The following is a 17,143-nucleotide window of genomic DNA, read 5'->3' as shown; positions in this document are numbered from 1 at the left end:
AAGGAGGCAAACATCAATACACGCACACGCCTTAATACGCACCCGGAGAAGAGCGCATCGCCATGCCACGAGTTCTGCTGATCGAGGACGATCCCGCGGTGCAGAAAGGGGTGACGCTGGCACTGCGGCGCCGGGGGCACGAACTGGAGGTGGCGGCGAGCGGCGAGACCGGCCTGCTCACCCTGGAGCGGTTCCGGCCCGATCTGGTGCTGCTCGATCTGATGCTGCCCGGCATCTCCGGCCTGGAGGTGTGCCGCCGCATCCGCGAGACCCGGCAACTGCCGATCATCATCCTCTCCGCCCGTGGCGACGACATCGATCTGGTCGTGGGCCTGGAGGCGGGCGCGGACGACTACATCGTCAAGCCCGCCAGCGGGGAAGTCATCGAGGCCCGGATGAAGGCGGTCCTGCGGCGCGTGGTGCCGCAGGACCCCGCGGCCGATCCCCCGCGGGCCGGGCAGAACGCGTACGCCGGACCGGTCACTCCGGAACGCCACGGTGACCTCTCCCTCGACCGCAGCGCGCTTCTGGTGTCCAAGAACGGTCAGGAAGTTCCGCTGGCGCCCTCGGAGTTGAAGCTGCTGCTCTTCCTGGCCGCCGCGCCCGGCCAGGTCTTCAGCCGCCAGCTTCTGCTGGAACAGGTGTGGGAGCACAGCTTCTACGGCGACGCCCGCCTCGTCGACGCCTGCGTCATGCGGCTGCGCGGCAAGGTCGAGGACGACCCGCGCCACCCGGTGTACATCCAGACGGTACGAGGCTTCGGCTACCGCTTCGGTCCCGTACCGTCATGAGGCCGCGCCCCCCGCGAGGGCTCCGCGTACGCCTCGTCGTCGCCTTCCTGCTCGTGTCGGCGCTCAGCGCGTTGATCACCGCCGCTCTCACATTCCGCCAGGCCCGGTCCGCGATCCTCGATCGTACGCAGGACAACGCGGTCCACGACCTGCGCGCCCAGGTCGACTCCCTCGCCCCCGACCTGCCCTTCCCGCCGACCGCACAGGACCTGCGGAACTTCACCCTCCAGCTCGACAGGGCCGGCAGCTCCCGCGACTGGCACACCGCCGCGTCCTACCGGAGCGGCCCACCCGTGACGGCCCCGGGCGCCCCACAGAGCACGGCGATTCCCGCGGCCCTGCGCGCCGCGGTCGGGGAGCGGCAGGACTCGGCGGTCCGACAGCGGATCGAGCGTGACGGCGCCCCCTGGCTGGTCATCGGCATGCCGGTCGGTTACGCCGCAGACCACCCGGACGACGACGATCGTGCCGCGTCCGGCCTGGTCGTGTACGCCACCTTCTCCCTCGACGGCGACAAGGCGGACATCTCGGCGCTGGTCACGGCGGCGCAGGCGGGCGCCGTCCCCGCGCTGGTCATCGCCCTGGCGCCGGCTCTGATCGCGGCCCGCCGGGTCCTGCGCCCCGTCCGAGGACTGCGCAACGGAGCCGAGAGGATCGCCTCGGGCGAGCTCGGCACCCGGCTCCCGGTGACCGGCCACGACGAACTGTCCGACCTGACCCGCACCTTCAACACGATGGCGGCGCACCTGGAGAGGGACGACGCCGAACTGCGCCGCATGGAGGCCACCGCACGCCGCTTCGCCGCCGACGTCGCGCACGAACTGCGGACACCGCTGGCCGCCATGACCGCGGTGACCGGGGTCCTCGACGAGGACGCGCAGAGCGGGGTCCTGCCTCCGGACACCGCCGACGCCGTACTCCTCATCAGTGACGAGACCCGCAAGCTCGCCCGCATGGTCGAGGACCTGATGGAGGTGTCGCGCTTCGACGCGGGCGCCGCCGCCCTGCACCCGGACGACGTCGACCTGCGCACGCTCGTCGAGAAGACCGTGCAGCTGCGCGGCTGGCGGACGCCGCCGGGGCAGGTCGTGGTGGAGGTGCCCGAGGACGTGCGCGTGTCCGTCGATCCGAGACGCATCGACGTCGTGCTGGCCAACCTGATCGGCAACGGGCTGCGGCACGGGGCCCCGCCGGTCGTCGTCCGGGCGTGGGCGACCGCGGGGACCGACGGTGACGGTGACAGGGCGACTGTCACCGTCACCGATCACGGTCCCGGCATCCCCCACGACGTCCTGCCGCACGTCTTCGACCGCTTCTACAAGGCGGACGCGGCCCGCGCCCGGTCCGAGGGCAGCGGTCTCGGCCTGGCCATCGCCGCCGAGAACGTACGCCTGCATCACGGCACCCTCACCGCCGCCAACTCGCCCGAGGGCGGCGCGGAGTTCACGCTGACCCTCCCTCTCTCCGGCCCAGTCCCCGACGCGGAGGAACAGCAGCCATGAGAAATCGCCTCTCCCTGCTCTCCCTGCTCGTCCCGGTGCTGCTGCTGGCGGCCGGCTGCGGGATCAGCCCCACCGCTCCCGAGAAGGCGGGCGCCCCTGCCTCCGGGATCCAACGCCCCGGTACCGGTGCCGACTTCGCACGCCTCTACTTCGTGGGCCCGTACGGCCTGCGCGCCGCCGCCCGTCCTGCCGACCGCCCGCTCAGCCCGCAGCAGGCCCTGGACCTCCTCCTGGAAGGCCCCACCAGCGCGGAACGCGAACGCGGCCTGATCAGCGAGGTCCCCTCGATGAATGGCCGCCTGACGGCGACCGCGACCACCGGCACGGTCGACGTCTATCTCCCTGTGAACATCAAGGAACTCCAGGTCGCCGCCGTCAGCCAGCTCACCTGCACCGCCGCTCACGCCGACGTGCCCGGGGGCCGGGCTCCCACGACCGTGGACGTCCGCTTCCACGAGAACCTCGGCCGCGCCCCGAGCCCGTGGACCGTACGCTGCGACGCCAACGGCAACGCCCATCCCCTCACCGACTCATGACGTCCCGCACCTCGTCGGGCCCCTCGTTCCTGTCGGCGTCGTACGTTCCGGCGAGTGCGTTCACCGTGTCGGCCATGGCCCGGCGGAGTTCCGCCGGAGCGACGACCTCGACGTCGACACCGAGTCGCAGCAGTTCACCGCAGGCGTGCTCGGTGCTCTCCGTCGGGATGACCGCCTCGGTCCATCCGTCGTCGCCGACAGGGGTCGCGGTGTCCTCGACGGCCCGCGCCACCTCCGGGGGAAGGTTGTCCGGCAGCCGTCGGCGTCCCCTCGGCGAGAGACGGACCGTGGCCGTGCCGGTGAAACGGCGCTTCTCGAAGTCGTCGAGATAGGAGGCCCAGTAGGCGCCCAGGTCGAAGTCGGGCGGTCGGTCGAACCGCTCGTCGCTCAGGGCCGCGTCGAGGACCTGGGTGACGCGGTAGGTCGCGGTCCGGCTCTCCGTGGCGGCCACGAGGTACCAGACGCCCGACTTGAGCACGAGACCGTACGGGCGGAGCCGACGCCGCACTTCCTGCGGCGCGCGCCACCGCCGGTAGCGCACGTCCACCACGTTTCGACCGAGCACCGCGTCGACGAACAAGGTCAGATATGGCGCCGGTTCGGGCTCCCGGTACCAGGCCGGAGCGTCCAGGTGGAACACCGCCGCGGTCCGCGCCGCCTCCTCGCGCGCTCCCGCGGGCAGCGCGGCCAGCAGCTTGAGCCGTGCCGCGGCTACCTCCTCCGCGAGCCCCAGGTCCGCGGCGGGACCGGGCAGCCCGGCGAAGAACAGCGCTCGCGCCTCGCCCTCGCTCATCCCGGTCAGGCGCGTGCGGTAGCCGTCGAGCAGCTGATAGCCGCCGTTGCGGCCCGGCTCCGCGTAGACCGGCACCCCGGCGGCCTGCAGCCGGGCCACGTCGCGGTACGCGGTCCGCACGGACACGCCCAGCTCGTCGGCGATCCCCCGCGCGGACATACGGCCGCGGGATTGCAGCAACAGCAGCACTGACAGCAGTCGACCGGCAGACATGGCCGCATTCTCCCCGTAAACCCTGACAGCCCCTGGCACAAGGCCGCCCTACCGTCGGTGCCCAGCCCCCAACAACTGGCCGCCGCATCGAACGCCACGAAGGAGCCTGCCGCGTGTCTCTCGCCGAGACTTCCAGCCGTCCCGCCGTCATCGAGCTTCGCCAGTACACGCTGCGCCCCGGCCGTCGCGACGAGCTCATCGAGCTGTTCGACCGGGAGTTCGTCGAGACCCAGGAAGCGGCGGGGATGCGGGTGCTCGGCCAGTTCCGTGACCTCGACGACCCGGACCGCTTCGTCTGGCTGCGCGGCTTCCCGGACATGGCGACACGGCACCGCGCGCTGACCGCCTTCTACGAAGGCCCCGTGTGGGCGGAGCACGGCCCGCAGGCCAACGCCACCATGGCCGACTCCGACGACGTCCTGCTGCTGCGCCCCTTGTCGAATCACGACGGTTTGGCCGTCTCCCCCGCCGGGCGGGCTCCTATGGGCGCTCCGACCCCCGAACGGTTCGTCTGCGCCACGGTGTGGTCCTTCGTGCCCGGCAGGGCCGCTGGCAGCGCGCTGATACGGGACAGGCTCCTCCCCGTGCTGCGCGCGACGGGACCCGCGCCCTTCGCCGCCCTCACCACGGAGACGGCCCCCAACACCTTCGCCCGGCTGCCCGTCCGCACCGGGGAGAACGTCACCGTGGTCCTCACGTCGTACCCCGACGAGAGCGCGTACCGCCGGCACCTCGCCGACGTGCTCGCTCACCCGCTCGCTCGGGACGAGATCCTGCCGGGCATCGAACGGGAGCAGACGGAAGCCCCCAGGACCCTGCGACTCGCGCCCACGGGCCGTTCGCTCCTCTGATGTGCAACGGCCGTGGTCAGGCGGCGCCTTTGCCGCGGCGGCGGCTGGTTCCTGCGAGCGCGTCGATCAGCTCGTCCCGGCTCATCTTGGAGCGTCCCTCGATGCCCTGGTCCGTGGCTCGCTGGTACAGCTCGCTCTTGCTGAGTTGCTGAAGTTCGGCCGCTTTCCCGGCCTTGGGCTTGCTCTTCGCCGAGTCTTTGTTCTTCGCCGCGTTCTTGCTCTTGGCGCCGCGGGCCCGGTCGAGGCTGCCCTGCAGGACCTCCATCAGGTCGACGACGTTGGTGGCCTGCGGCGCCTCCTCCGCGGCCTCGATCTCCTGGCCCTCCGCCTTCGCGCGCACCAGCTCCCGCACCTTCTCCTGATACGTGTCGTGGTACTTGGCCGGCTCCCACGGCGCGTCCAGGGCGTCGATCAACTGCACCGCCATGTCCCGCTCCTTGCCCTTGCCCACCTGGCCGGAGGGCAGTTCCGGCAGTTCCTCGCCCGGGTCGCGCACCTCGTCCGCCCAGTGCAGGGTCTGCAACACCAGCACCTTGTCGTCGGCGCGCAGCGCGGTCAGGTACTGCTTGCCGCGCATCACGAACGTCGCGATCCCGGCCTTGCCCACCTCCGCCAGCGCCTCCCGCAGCAGCCCGTACACCTTGGCGTGGTCCTTGCCGCGCGGGGCGACGTAGTACGTACGGTCGAAGTAGACCGGCTCGATGTCGTCCAGGTCGACGAAGTCGCTGATGTCGATGGTGCGGGAGCGGCCCGGGGCGATCTCGTCCAGTTCATCGGGCTCGATGACGACGTACTCGCCCTCAGCCGCCTCGTAGCCCTTCACGATGTCCTCGGACGGCACTTCCTTTCCGGTGCGTTCGTTGACGCGCCGGTTGCGGATCCGGTCGGTGGTGCCGCGTTGCAGCTGGTGGAAGTGGACCGTGTGGTTCTCGACCGCGGTGTACAGGCCGACCGGCACGCTGACCAGCCCGAAGGTGATCACCCCGGTCCAGATCGCGCGTGCCATGAGCGCCCGCTCCCCTCATGTGTCGAAATCTCTGCTGCCCACGCTGGCACTCCCGCGCGGGGAGCGCTCGCTGGGAGCGGGCGAGTGGGCGAGTGGGGCCACCTACGTGCAGGGCCGCCTACGTACGGGAGCCACTCACGTGCGGGAGCCGCCTACGTACGGGAGCCGCCGCGCAGGCGTTCCGCTTCCCGGGCGGCAGCCCGAGCCGCCTGTTCGGCCCCGGCGACGGCGTCAGCCGCCTCCCGGCTCCGTTCCTCGGCGTCCCGCTCTGCCCGGTCGGCCCGCCGCAGCTCCTCCTGTGCCTGACGCAGTTGTTCCTCGGCCGCGGTCATCTGCCGACGCGCCTCCTCGTGCCGGTCGCGCGCCTGCTGCAGCGCCTCGTCGGCGTCCCGGTGTTCGGCGTGCCGCTCGCGCAGCTGCTCGTCCGCCGCTTCGGCGGCCTCGCGGGCCTCTTGTGCGCGCCTTTCCTGCTTCTGGCGGCGCCGCTCGGCGAGTTCGTCCTTCGCCCCGGCGGGCCGCTTCCCCGCGTCCGTCCCTGTCCCTGCGCGTGACCGCTGCGCGGCGCCCTTGGACCGGGCCGACTTCGGCCGCGCGCCAGCGGTGCCGGTGACGCCGGAGGGCGGGAATTCCGCGGGCGGAGTGAGTGCGCTTTCCAGACGTCCGGTCGCCCACTGGTCCGCCGCGTCCTCATCGGCGAGTACGGCGTGCAAGGTGGAGGCGACGTCCTGCTGCGCCGCGTCCGACAGCCGGTGCCCGGCGTCCCTGGCGAGCTCGGCAGCCTGTCGGGACAGGCTCGCGACGACGCTGCCGCGCTGCTTGGACAGCTCTTTGATCTCGGCCGCGTCCAGGGTCCGGTACGCCTCGCGCAGCTCCTGCCCGAGGTCGAGGAACCGTCGGCTCTCTTCCGGCCGGGAGTGCAGCAGCAGGTTCGCCGCCCACGCCGCGAGGGTCGGGCGGCGGGCGGCACGGATCCGCCGGGCGTCCGCCGCGCGTCCTTCCGTCCTGGCCCGCGCGGCCAACTCCTCACGGCGGGAGACGAAGCGGGGCGGCGCGGTGGCGTAGAGCTCGTCGAGCACACTCTCCGCGTCGCGCTCTTCGCTGTCCTTCGCACTCTTGCGCCGCATCCTCCTCAGCCTCCCCCCAGCCGCGTCTCCGTGCACTTCGGGTCGCCCCTAGGGGGCCAGGTCCGGACGCAGTCGGTGCCATACCGGATGGCGCAGAAGTCCGGCCCGGGTACGGGTGGCGTAGCGGACTTCGGCGACCAGCCGGGGCAGGACCCATCGGGCGCCGGGCACGGCGGGCGCGGGCGTGAAGGGGCAGTCGTCGATGGCGGCGACGTCCAGGAGCCGGGCGAGCTCGGCGCGTTCCCGCTCGCTCCACCCCGTGCCCACACTCCCCCGGTAGACCAGGACCCCGTCCTCGTACTCCCCGACCAGGACCGCACCCGGCAGACCGCCGAGGCGTCCCTGCCCCGGCAGCCAGCCGCCGACGACCGCGTCCACGGTGCGCACGTTCCTGATCTTGAGCCAGGCCGGTGAGCGCCTGCCGGGTTCGTAGACCGAGTCGAGCCGCTTCAGCACGATGCCTTCCAGACCCTGCGCGTGGGCGAGTTCCAGGGCCTCGCGGCTGTGGCCGGTGACGGCTGTGGGGATGGACCAGCCCGGCCCCGCCTCGACCAGTTGCGTCAGAGTGGCGCGGCGGTGGGTGTAGGGCATGCGGGTGAGGTCCTGGCCGTCCAGGAAGAGCACGTCGAACAGGACGAGGTGCGCGGGGGCCTGCGCGGCGAGGCGGGCGGCTTTCGCCGGGGAGCCGGCCAGCCCCATCCGGGGCTGGAGAAGCGCGAAGCTGGAACGGCCCGCCTCATCGAAGACGACGATCTCCCCGTCCAGGACCGCCGGCACGTCGCCCAGGACGTCGGACAGGGCGTGGAGTTCGGGGTAGGCGGCGGTGATGTCCTCGCCGGAGCGCGAGCGGATCAGCACGGTGTGGTCGCCGGGCAGGTACACGACCGCGCGCTGCCCGTCGTACTTGGTCTCCGTGCTCCACAGGTGCTCGCTCTGCGGGGGCGGCAGCGAACCCGGGGTGGCGAGCATGGGGGCGATGCGCGGCAGGGGGGTCATGCTTGTCAGCCCTCGCCCCATCCGGTCGCGTTCATGCGCGCCGTCGGCCCATCTCGCCCGGTCGGCCCCGCCGCCCCCGGCTCCGTCCCCGCCGCGGCGGTGGTACGGGGGCGCGCGGTTCACGCACGCCGAGTAACTGTTTTGCGACTCTGCGTAGTAATGCTTCCCGTCCATCCTCTCGATGGGTTTCGCGGGGGTCGACCTTTCTCCCCTTCGTACGCGGGAAGCACGCAGGTGAACGCCGACTCGCGGGAAGGAGGTGACGACTCGATGCGCAAGATCCCGATCCAGGCCCGGACGATGGTGCGCGCCGACCGGCAGGTCCACGGCAACAACCCTCACTGGCAGTGGCGCTGGCGCTGGGTGGCGAAGGCGGCCGGCAACGACGCCCGACGGTAGCTCCGCGCCTGACGGCAGATCCAGGGGCCGGCGCTCCCCCCACGGGCTCCGGCCCCGTTTCCCTCATCCGCCCGCATCGCCTCCGGGAGTCCCCTTGCGGCTGCGTCGTTCGCGCGGTCTGACCTGCTACTGGCACGCAGGCATGTTCGTGCTGCACCCCTACCCGCACGGCACACCGACCACGCTGCACCCGGCGGTGTCCGAGATCCTGTCCGCCTTCGAGGACTGGACGACGCCCCAGGAGGCCGCCAAGGCCCTGGACCATCTCACCCCTGACACCGTCGCCGACGCCGTCGCGGCTCTGGTCGAGGCCGGGGTGCTGCTGGCCGAGGACGACCCCCGGGCGGCACGCGACGACGAGATCGCCCGGCACTGGAGCACCTGGTCGCCCGAGGCGTCGTTCTTCCACTACACCACTCAGGACGTGTACGACGACCTTGAGCAGGCCACTTCTGAGCGGACCGAGGGAGAAGAGCACGAAGGGCAGGTAGGACAGGAAGGGCCCGCTGCCGTGGGAGTGTTCACCGGGTACCCCGACGCGCCCCGCGTCCTGCTGCCCCGGCCCCCGGCGGACCTGTCGGTTCCGTACGGGCAGGTGCTGTACGCCCGGCGTACCGTGCGGGACTTCACCGACACCCCTGTGCCGCTGGAAGCGTTGGCCACCTTGTTGGCCGCGTCATTCGGCCCGGTGCACTTCATCGACTGCGGGCTCGGCGCCCTGTACCTGCGGACCAGCCCGCAAGGTGGCGCGCGCCAGGAACTCGACGCCTACGTCGGGGTACGCAACGTCACCGGCGTGGCGCCCGGCTGGTATCACTACAACGGTCTCCAGCACTCTCTGGAGCTGCTCACCGAGGGCCTGTCCCGCGACGAGGCGGCCCACCTGTGCGCCGACCAGGAGTGGGCCGGGGCGGCCTCTGTCCTCGTGGTCCTTGCCGCCAGGCTGGAGCGGATGAGCGTGAAGTATCCGACGCCGCGCTGTTATCGCGTATCCCTGCTCAACGCGGGCCACCTCGGGCAGACGTTCGCGCTGACCGCGACCGCTCTGGGCCTGGGTCCCGCCCAGACCGGCGCCTTCCGGGACTCCGCGCTGGCCGAGCGCTGCACCTTGGACAACACCGGCCACACCCCGCTGTACGTCCTCGCCGCGGGTCCCCCGCACCCGGAACCCACGGAGGCGCCGCCGACCGCCACCGTCGGGACCTTCGGCGCCACCCGCCTCGTCACGCCCGGTGGTCGGCGGCCGCCTGGGGGCTGAAGTCCGCGAGGGTGGTGACCCCACGGATCAACGAACGTTCACGCCATAAAGAGCGGCGTTCGACGGAAGACCGCCGGTCAGCGAGCCGAGCAGGGCGTAGGCGGTCGGGACGAGGGTGTCCCGGCGGCTGTGGCGGCGAGTGGACAGGGCGACGAGCGCGGTGCCGCTGTCGGGGCGGAAGCCCAGGAAGGCGGTCTGTCCGCTGGTGGCTCCCATGTGGAAGTACATGCTTCCGCCGTCGGCGGGGTGGTGGAACCAGGCCGCGGTGTGGGTGTGCGCGTGGTTCCAGCCGCGGCGCAGCAGCGGGCGGCGCACCTCCTGGAGGGCGGCGGCGAGCGATGAGCCGTCGGGGCGCAGGTGTGCTTCGAGGAAGGTGAGCAGGGCGTCGGGGGTGGCGCGGACGGCGCCGGCCGCCTGGAAGCCGCCGATGCGGAGGGGCGGCGTGGGGGTGGTGCCGTCGGCGCGGTGGCCGGTGGCGTCGATGCCGGGGCCGGTGGGGCGCAGGGCGGTTCCGTCGAGGAGGCCGAGGGGGCGCAGGACGCGCTCGGTCAGCAGGTGTTCCCAGGGGGTCGCGGTGGCCGCCGCGAGGGTGTGTCCGAGGACGGCGACGGCGAAGTTGGAGTAGCGCCAGCGGGTGCCGGGCCGGTGGCGCGGGCGGGCGCGCAGGAAGGCGCGGACGACCCGCTCGGGCGGGTAGTGGGCGTAGGGGTTGGTGGACCAGCGGGGCAGGGCCTGGGGGTAGAAGTCGGCGGGCAGCGGCGGCAGTCCGGAGGTGTGGGTCATGAGGTGCGTCAGGGTCGCGGGGCGCGGCCCCGGTGGTCTGGCGGGGTCAAGCAGGGAGACGGCCGGCTCGTTGCCGGACAGTACGCCGTGGTGGACGAGGTCGGCGAGGAGCAGGCCGGTGAAGGTCTTGGACGCCGATCCGATCTCGTACCGGAGTCGCTCGCGCGGTACGGGTGTAGTGGGCGCGGTGCCGCCGCTGCGGACGGTGCGGTGGCCGTGTCGGGAGAGCGCGAACACGACGTCGGGCGAGTCGACGGACGCGACGGCCGCGTCGAGGAGTCGGGCGTCGTCGCCGTACCGGCCGTGATGGTGGCCGGGGCGGTTCACGCGGGGGCCTCGGCGGTGAGCCGGCCCATGGCCCGCGAGGTGGCGAGGACGGAGGCGAAGGCGGCGACCAGCGTGGAGTGGTAGACGACGTCGAAGACGTCCTCGGGGTCGCCTTCGGGCATGGCGCGCACCGCGGGCATGGCCCCGTCGGGTTGCTGGGCGGCGGCGAAGCCCTCCCAGGAGGGCGCGTCGAGGGTGGGGTCGGGCAGGCAGGCGTCGACGACGAGCAGTTCGCCGAGCAGGTCCCATCGTTCCAGGTCGAGCCAGTCGTCCAGCCAGACCGGCAGCCACTGGCTCAGGTGGTCGGCGACGTCGGCCGGCAGGCCCTCCGGTCGCTCGCCCCAGTCGGTGAGGTGGAAGACGGTGTGGGTGATGTCGTAGGCGGTGCGGGTGTCGACGGTCCAGGGCTCCGGGCGGCGTGCCAGCCATGTCCGGCGGAACGCCTCGTCCTCGGGCAGGGTCGGCGTGAGCCCGAAGCGCCGTTCGAACGCGCTGAGGGCGAGTCTCCGGACGGGCAGGACCTCGAGGGCGGCATAGCCGGTCAGCCGGTGGTTGAGCAGGATCGCCCGTTCCAGCTCGGGCTGGCTGTAGCCGAGTTCACGGAACGGGATGTAGGTCTCGAAGGGGATCGGGGAGATCGGTTCGGTGCGCTGGCCGCGCACCAGCATCCGCCCGCCGTCCAGGACCTCCCGCCAGGCGTGGTCGATCAGCCGGCGGGCCAGGTCGGCCTGGCGGGAGCCGGCGACCCCTTCGCGGAAGAGCACTGTGCAGATGAAGGCGAGTTCGCCGACGGGTTTGAACCGTTCGAGGAATCCGGTCTCGGGGTCGGCGTCGGGTTGCAGCCGGAACCCGTCGCGGTGCGCGAAGAGCCATTCGATGGCTTTCACTCCGACCGTGTGGACAAGACGGGTGCTGGCGGCGGTCATTGCGGCACTCCTCGGTGGGTCACGTCGCTGTCCGGTGCTTCGGCACGACGGGCGGCGGTCAGGGTGGCGGCGAAGGCCGCGACGAGCGTGGAGTGGTAGCAGTTGGCGAAGACCCTCGGGACCTCCTCACCGTGGGGTCCGCGGTCCGTCTCCGGCAGTGCTCCGGAGGTGTCCTGCGCCAGTGCCAGGGCCCGCCAGGCGTCGTCGGTGAGTTCGGGCGCCGGGGGGTCGGGGAGGGATGCGGCGACGGCGAGCAGTTCGCAGCTCAGGTCCCAGAGTCCGGCTTCCACGCAGTTGTCGAGCCAGGCGGGCAACCAGGCGTGCAGGTATGCCGCGATGTCCTCGGGCACGCGGTGCGGGTCGTGGCCCCAGTCCGTGAGGTGGTAGACGACGTGGGTGAGGGTGTACCCGGCGGTCCGCTCGAAGGCCCACGGCTCGGGCAGGCCGCCCAGCCAGGTGCGGCGGAGTGCGGCGGAGGTGGCCTCGTGGGGCGTGAGGCCGGTGCGGCACTCGGAGTTGAGCACGCTGAGCAGGCGGTTCGGGAGCTGTTCCGTCGTCCGCCAGGCCCGGGTTCGGACCAGGGTGGCGGTGAAGTGCTCGTACGCCGGGTTCCGCAGGCCGGCGGAGGCGAACGCGGCGTACACCTCGAAGGGGTACGAGGCCCAGGGTTCGAGCCGTTGCACGTCGAGGAACAGGGCACCGTCGCGGGTCTCGCGCCAGGCGTGCCAGAGCAGGTCGGCGGCGGTGTCGTGCGCCGTCGTGCCCGGCCGGGTGGCGCGGCGGACGCACAGGCACATCTGGGCCAGTTCGCCGACAGGTTTCCAGGAGCCGTTGACGTCGGCGTCCGGTTCGAGCGCGTCGTCGCCGAGCCGGAAGCCGTCGCGGTGGTCGGACAGCCAGCCGAGTGCGCTGTCGGCCAGCCGTCGCACCTCGGTCGTCACCGGTGAGGTCACGGCGCTCCAAGGCTCGCGGGGCGCAGGAGCCGGGCGGCGTGCAGGTGCAGTGCGACGCGTGGGTCGTCGCCGCCCATGAGGGTCACGAACTCCAGCCCGGCGTCCAGGCCCAGCGTCTCGGGCACGTCGTCGAGGAGGGCCAGCCAGCGTCCGGCGCCGGCCGCCTGGAGCCAGCCCCGGCGTCGTACGGCGCGTACGAAGCCCCGGGCGATGTCGAGGGTGCGGCCCGCCGCGGCGCGGGCGACCGCGCTGTCGGCGTCCGGTACGGCGAGCGGGGCCAGGAGGGACAGCTGGTGGGTGAGCGCCTGCCAGGGGAGGTCGTCCAGCCAGGCGGCGTCGGGGTCGGCGTCACCGGGGGGAGTACCGGCCGCCGGTGCGCCCAGTCGCCGCAGTGTGCGGGTCATCGCCCAGTGGGTCCAGCGGGAGGTGACCGAGGCGTCGGGGCCGGGCGGGTGGGCGAGCACCGCCTTCTCGCAGACCGCCAGGTCGACGGGGGCGGGTGGGGCGCCGTGCAGAACGCTCGGCAGCAGGACGTCCGCCCCCAGGACGCGGACCGCGGCAAGGCCGAGGTCGTCGTCCCCGGTGGTGACCGCCGGGCCGGCGGACAGCCGGGAGTGGCCCCCGCTCTCCAGAGCGGAGACCACGTTGGAGGCGAGTTCCCGCACCGCGCCCGTCAAAGGCGTCAAAGTGCTGGGCTGCTCCATCTGGTTGCCCTTCAACGCTTCTTCGGCCGTGGCGTCGGGGGCGACAGGAGCACCCCGCCTTGGCCGCCGGCGAGGGCCAGTGCTGCGCACTCGCGGCTGTCACGGTAAAAGCCCTGGCTTTCGCCCGGGTTGAGGGCCTCTTCGATGTCGGTCTCCGAAACCTTGGTGCTGTCCCGGAGCTCGTACTCGTTCGTCATGCCATCATCCCCTGATGCGGAACGGAATGTCTGCTTCCACTTCCAGTGGACCGCAGCCGTCCACAACACGCAACTGGCGCAAAACCGGCAATGACATACAACGTTCAAGCTCATTCCGGCCAGTTCACCGGACCGGGTCCGGGCGCGCACTGCACGCCGGTAGTTCCACCCACCCCCACCAGGGCGAGAAAAGCGGCAGCTGCGGGGGACGGCGTGAACCGGCTCCAGACCAGACGCTCCACTCGCACGGGTCCGTTGGTGACCGGCACGCTCCGCAGGCCGTGCAGCTCGACGGAGAACAGCGCGGGCAGCAGGGCGACACCCAGTCCGTGGCGGACCATCCGGGCCATCAGCTCGACGCCGGACACCTCGAAGGCCACCTCGCGCCGCAGCCCCGCCGCCGCGAACGCCTCGTCGGACTGGGCGCGCGCCGCACTGCCTTCGGCGAAGTCGACGAACACCTCCTCGACGAGGCGGCGCAGGTCCACCTCACGCTCCGCGGCCAGCGGGTGTTCCGGGGCGACCACGGCGACGTGCTGCCCGTGGGCGAGTTCGTGGTCCCGGACGCCCTGGGGGCGAAACCCCGGCTGTACGCCGAGGAACGCCGCGTCCAGCGCCCCTTCGCGCACCTGCTCCACCAGCCGTTCGCTGGAGCCCGCCCGCAGCGTGATCCGCACGTCCGGATAGCGCTGGCGGTAGTCGCGCAGCACCGCCGGCAGGTCGACGGCCGCGACGGTGGGAATCGAGCCGACGGTCAGCCGCCCCCGTATCTCACCGGTGGCCGCCGCCACTTCCGCCCGGGCCCGCTCCGCCGCCTCCAACGCCTGCCGGGCCGCGGGCAGAAACGCCTCTCCCGCGGCGGTCAACCGCACCCGGCGGCTGGTCCGGTCGAACAGCCGGGCCCCCAACTCCTTTTCCAGCTTGGCCACTTGATGACTGAGCGCGGACTGGACGACGTGGCACCGCTCGGCCGCGCGGGTGAAGCTCGCGGTCTCCGCCACGGCGAGGACGTAACGCATCTGCTGGAGATCCATCGATCCATCGTGATTCACGATGGACCGGATGACAAACATGCGTTGGACCGATGGATCGTCGTTCGGCGATGCTGAACTCACCAACGGGCCACGGCAGTCGCCGGCCGGCCCGCACCTCGCACCCCGGTGCCCTCGACCGCACGGAGACCCTCATGCGCGTGATCGCCTTCGACCACCTCGTCCTCAACGTCGCCGACATCGAGCGCTCGCTCGCCTTCTACACCGGCCCCTTGGGACTGGACCCGGTACGGGTGGAGGAATGGCGTGCGGGCCAGGTTCCCTTCCCCTCCGTGCGGGTCAGCCCCACCACCATCATCGACCTCGTCGAGGGACCCGACGGGGAGCCGAAGGGCTCCAACGTCGACCACATCTGCCTCGTGGTGGAGCCGCTCGACTGGCAACAGGTCATCGACTCCGGCGTCTTCACGGTCGTCGACGGTCCCGGCAAGCGCTTCGGCGCCCGGGGCACCGCGATCTCCCTCTACGTCCAGGACCCGGACGGCAACACCGTGGAACTGCGCTGGTACCCGGAAGAGGACTGACCGGGGGCGCTCAGCCCGCGTGGGAGAGCGCGAAGGAGACCAGGAAGCCGCTCACGGTGATCAGCCCTATGGCCAGATGCGTGTCCTCGAACGCCTCCGGGATCATCGTGTCGGCGACCATGGCGAGGATCGCCCCGGCGGCCACCGCCGTCACCGCCGCGATGACGGAGGTCGAGAAGCCACCGACCACGGCATAACCAAGCACCGCGGACACGGCGCACGCCGCGGCGATCCCTCCCCACACGCCCATGACGTACAGGCGGCCGCGGCCGGCCCGTTTCATGCCCACCGCGCTCGACAGTCCTTCGGGGACGTTGCTGAGGAACACCGCTGCCACGGTCACGAGACTGACCGCGCCGCCGTCGAGCAGGCTGACCCCGATCACCGCGGACTCCGGCACTCCGTCCAACAGGGCACCGAACGCCAACGCCGTGCCCGACCCGGCCTGTTGTGCCTCCGAGGGCTGCGCCTGGGAACTCCGGTGGCCCGAGCGTTTGCGGTGCCGGGCGCCGCGCCGCGCCAGCCACGCGTTGCCCGCGGTGTAGGCCGCGGCGCCGCCCAGCGTGCCGATGACCGCGGGGGCGAGCCCCGCCTGCTCGTACGCCTCCCCGACCAGCTCGAAGGAGACAGCCGAGATCAACACCCCCGCTCCGAAGGCCATCACCGTCGCCACGAGCTTCTGCGGCACCCGCAGCCCGTACCCCACCCCTGCCCCGAGCAACAGCGCGGAGCCCGCCACGAGTCCCCACAGTCCGGCCTGTACGACGTCTTCCATGCGGACCCGTGTACCCGACACATAGACCGCCACGCTCATGCACTGACGGCACACGGACCCCATTCACCCGTGATGATGAGATTTGCCCGCGGTGGTGCATCCATGCGGCGATCTCGTACGGAATGCTGTGCAGAGCACGGCGCATTCCAGGGTGCGCGGCACAGTGACCGGCCGGACGACCGGCGAGGGGGTTCATGCTCGACACGCAGATCGCCATCGTGGGGGCCGGCGCAGCCGGGCTGTCGCTGGCGTACCACCTGGCCGGCGGCGGCTCCGGCGGCCGGACGCCCTCGGTGGTGCTGGTCGACGCCCCGGCGGGCCCCTTGCGGCCGGCCGAGCGCACCTGGTGCTTCTGGGAGGAGCCGGGCGGCGCGTTCGACTCTGCCCTGACGGCCGCCTGGGACATCCTGCGGGTCAGAGCCCCGGACGGCGCCGCCGTCGCCGCTTCGCCCGCCCCGCTGCGCTACAAGATGCTGCGCTCCACGTCCTTCGAGTCCCTCGTCGGCGACCGCCTGGCCGGCGAACCGAACGTGGTCCGGCTCGACGGGGTGGTCGAGAACATCCGCGAACTGGGGCGCGGCGCCGAGATCCACCTGCGTCCCCAGGCCGGGCAGCCCCGCGCGCTGCGGGCCCGCTGGGTGTTCGACTCCCGTCCCCTGCGGGTCCTGCCGCCGGGGCGCACCACGTTGTTGCAGCACTTCCGCGGCTGGTTCGTCACGACCGACCGCCCGGCCTTCGACCCGCGGGTCGCGGACCTGATGGACTTCCGCACGCCGCAGCCCGCCCACGGTCTTTCCTTCGTCTACGCCCTGCCCATGAGCCCCTGTCAGGCCCTGGTCGAGTACACGGAGTTCTCCCGCCAAGTCCTGGACGACCAGGGTTACGACGCCGCCCTGCGCCGGTACCTGTCACACGAACTGGCCCTGGAGCGCTACGAGGTCACGCGGGTGGAGCACGGCGTCATTCCCATGACCGACGCGCGCTTCCCGCGCCGTACCAGCCCTTCCGTCTTCCGCATCGGCACCGCGGGCGGAGCCACACGCCCCTCGACCGGATACACCTTCGCCGCCGTCCAACGGCAGGCCTGCGCCATCGCCGCCGCCTGCCGGCAGGGCCGGACTCCCCGGCCGCCCGCCGCCCACTCACCCTGGTCACGGGCGATGGACGCCGTCCTGCTGCGGGCCCTGCACACCGGACGCGTCAGCGGGGCGGAGTTCTTCACCGGCCTGTTCCGCCAGGTGCCCATGGAGCGGCTGCTCCGCTTCCTCGACGGACGCACCAGTACCCGCGAAGACCTGTCCATCGGACTGCGCACCCCCGTGCGCCCGATGCTGCGCACCGCCCTCGAACTGCCTCTGCTGCCCAAGCACCGCGCCACTCTCGCCCGCTCCCCCGGCACGACGGGCCGCCCAGCCGACCGGAAAGAGAACTGA

At 72.2% G+C, this 17,143-nt stretch carries 19 protein-coding genes; 8 read left to right on the top strand and 11 right to left on the bottom strand.

The annotated features are described in order from the left end of the window. Nucleotides 1–62: 62 nt before the first annotated feature. From ACH4D5_RS20595 to ACH4D5_RS20585, 3 genes are read left to right on the top strand one after another with little or no spacing between them, the layout of a single operon-like run. A complete protein-coding gene (locus tag ACH4D5_RS20595; protein ID WP_398304296.1) occupies nt 63–791 on the top strand; it encodes a response regulator in 729 nt (242 codons plus the stop codon). Beyond that, nucleotides 788–2,293, top strand: a complete 1,506-nt coding sequence (locus ACH4D5_RS20590) for an ATP-binding protein (RefSeq protein ID WP_398304293.1) — start codon at nt 788–790, stop codon at nt 2,291–2,293. Before ACH4D5_RS20595 ends, ACH4D5_RS20590 begins: the two co-directional genes overlap by 4 nt. Further along, nucleotides 2,290–2,829: a hypothetical protein gene (locus tag ACH4D5_RS20585; protein ID WP_398304290.1), complete on the top strand. Its 540-nt coding sequence runs from the start codon at nt 2,290–2,292 to the stop codon at nt 2,827–2,829. Before ACH4D5_RS20590 ends, ACH4D5_RS20585 begins: the two co-directional genes overlap by 4 nt. On the opposite strand, the gene ACH4D5_RS20580 is transcribed toward ACH4D5_RS20585, so the two are convergent. After that, nucleotides 2,816–3,835 (bottom strand): helix-turn-helix transcriptional regulator, encoded by a 1,020-nt coding sequence (locus ACH4D5_RS20580; RefSeq protein WP_398304287.1) that lies wholly within the window; start codon nt 3,833–3,835, stop codon nt 2,816–2,818. The genes ACH4D5_RS20585 and ACH4D5_RS20580 overlap by 14 nt on opposite strands. A 113-nt stretch (nt 3,836–3,948) precedes the next feature. Here ACH4D5_RS20580 and ACH4D5_RS20575 point away from each other — a divergent pair, with 113 nt between their 5' ends. Continuing rightward, nucleotides 3,949–4,686 (top strand): NIPSNAP family protein, encoded by a 738-nt coding sequence (locus ACH4D5_RS20575; protein WP_398304284.1) that lies wholly within the window; start codon nt 3,949–3,951, stop codon nt 4,684–4,686. A gap of 16 nt (nt 4,687–4,702) precedes the next feature. Here ACH4D5_RS20575 and ACH4D5_RS20570 read toward each other — a convergent pair whose 3' ends face one another. The 3 genes from ACH4D5_RS20570 to ligD all read right to left on the bottom strand — a co-directional run bounded on the left by ACH4D5_RS20570 (nt 4,703) and on the right by ligD (nt 7,812). Next, on the bottom strand, nt 4,703–5,692 hold the full coding sequence (locus ACH4D5_RS20570; protein WP_398304281.1) for a Ku protein: 990 nt from the start codon (nt 5,690–5,692) through the stop codon (nt 4,703–4,705). Between the two features lie 152 nt (nt 5,693–5,844). Then, nucleotides 5,845–6,816 (bottom strand): hypothetical protein, encoded by a 972-nt coding sequence (locus tag ACH4D5_RS20565; protein WP_398304278.1) that lies wholly within the window; start codon nt 6,814–6,816, stop codon nt 5,845–5,847. 48 nt (nt 6,817–6,864) lie between these two features. Beyond that, nucleotides 6,865–7,812 carry a non-homologous end-joining DNA ligase gene (gene ligD, locus ACH4D5_RS20560; protein ID WP_398304276.1) on the bottom strand — a complete coding sequence of 316 codons (948 nt, stop codon included), beginning with the start codon at nt 7,810–7,812 and terminating at the stop codon, nt 6,865–6,867. A gap of 270 nt (nt 7,813–8,082) precedes the next feature. Between ligD and ACH4D5_RS20555 the strand changes: the two genes are divergently transcribed. Together ACH4D5_RS20555 and ACH4D5_RS20550 are read left to right on the top strand one after the other, a co-directional pair. Beyond that, entirely contained in the window at nt 8,083–8,211 is a 129-nt protein-coding gene (locus tag ACH4D5_RS20555) for a hypothetical protein (RefSeq protein ID WP_398304273.1), read from the top strand. Between the two features lie 94 nt (nt 8,212–8,305). Then, a complete protein-coding gene (locus tag ACH4D5_RS20550; RefSeq protein ID WP_398304270.1) occupies nt 8,306–9,469 on the top strand; it encodes a SagB/ThcOx family dehydrogenase in 1,164 nt (387 codons plus the stop codon). 27 nt (nt 9,470–9,496) lie between these two features. Here ACH4D5_RS20550 and ACH4D5_RS20545 read toward each other — a convergent pair whose 3' ends face one another. The 6 genes from ACH4D5_RS20545 to ACH4D5_RS20520 form a co-directional block, all read right to left on the bottom strand. After that, nucleotides 9,497–10,579, bottom strand: a complete 1,083-nt coding sequence (locus ACH4D5_RS20545) for a serine hydrolase domain-containing protein (protein WP_398304267.1) — start codon at nt 10,577–10,579, stop codon at nt 9,497–9,499. Continuing rightward, nucleotides 10,576–11,505, bottom strand: coding sequence for a DUF6895 family protein (locus tag ACH4D5_RS20540; protein ID WP_398304264.1), 930 nt, complete (start codon nt 11,503–11,505; stop codon nt 10,576–10,578). The genes ACH4D5_RS20545 and ACH4D5_RS20540 overlap by 4 nt, the downstream gene beginning before the upstream one ends. Next, nucleotides 11,502–12,458 carry a DUF6895 family protein gene (locus ACH4D5_RS20535; RefSeq protein WP_398304262.1) on the bottom strand — a complete coding sequence of 319 codons (957 nt, stop codon included), beginning with the start codon at nt 12,456–12,458 and terminating at the stop codon, nt 11,502–11,504. The genes ACH4D5_RS20540 and ACH4D5_RS20535 overlap by 4 nt, the downstream gene beginning before the upstream one ends. Continuing rightward, complete coding sequence (locus ACH4D5_RS20530; RefSeq protein WP_398304259.1) at nt 12,455–13,162, bottom strand: hypothetical protein; 708 nt, start codon at nt 13,160–13,162, stop codon at nt 12,455–12,457. The genes ACH4D5_RS20535 and ACH4D5_RS20530 overlap by 4 nt, the downstream gene beginning before the upstream one ends. Nucleotides 13,163–13,173: 11 nt before the next feature. After that, nucleotides 13,174–13,359 carry a hypothetical protein gene (locus ACH4D5_RS20525; RefSeq protein WP_398304257.1) on the bottom strand — a complete coding sequence of 62 codons (186 nt, stop codon included), beginning with the start codon at nt 13,357–13,359 and terminating at the stop codon, nt 13,174–13,176. A gap of 110 nt (nt 13,360–13,469) precedes the next feature. Next, entirely contained in the window at nt 13,470–14,393 is a 924-nt protein-coding gene (locus tag ACH4D5_RS20520; RefSeq protein ID WP_398304254.1) for a LysR family transcriptional regulator, read from the bottom strand. A 152-nt stretch (nt 14,394–14,545) separates the two neighbouring features. Between ACH4D5_RS20520 and ACH4D5_RS20515 the strand changes: the two genes are divergently transcribed. Further along, nucleotides 14,546–14,935 carry a VOC family protein gene (locus tag ACH4D5_RS20515; protein WP_398304865.1) on the top strand — a complete coding sequence of 130 codons (390 nt, stop codon included), beginning with the start codon at nt 14,546–14,548 and terminating at the stop codon, nt 14,933–14,935. Between the two features lie 10 nt (nt 14,936–14,945). Here ACH4D5_RS20515 and ACH4D5_RS20510 read toward each other — a convergent pair whose 3' ends face one another. Continuing rightward, entirely contained in the window at nt 14,946–15,710 is a 765-nt protein-coding gene (locus ACH4D5_RS20510; protein WP_398304251.1) for a ZIP family metal transporter, read from the bottom strand. A gap of 194 nt (nt 15,711–15,904) precedes the next feature. On the opposite strand from ACH4D5_RS20510, the gene ACH4D5_RS20505 reads away from it, so the two are divergent. Continuing rightward, entirely contained in the window at nt 15,905–17,143 is a 1,239-nt protein-coding gene (locus tag ACH4D5_RS20505; RefSeq protein ID WP_398304249.1) for a lycopene cyclase family protein, read from the top strand.

Source organism: Streptomyces sp. NPDC018029, from assembly GCF_044327655.1.
Classification (GTDB): Bacteria; Actinomycetota; Actinomycetes; order Streptomycetales; family Streptomycetaceae; genus Streptomyces.
This window is presented reverse-complemented; position numbering and strand designations above follow the sequence as displayed.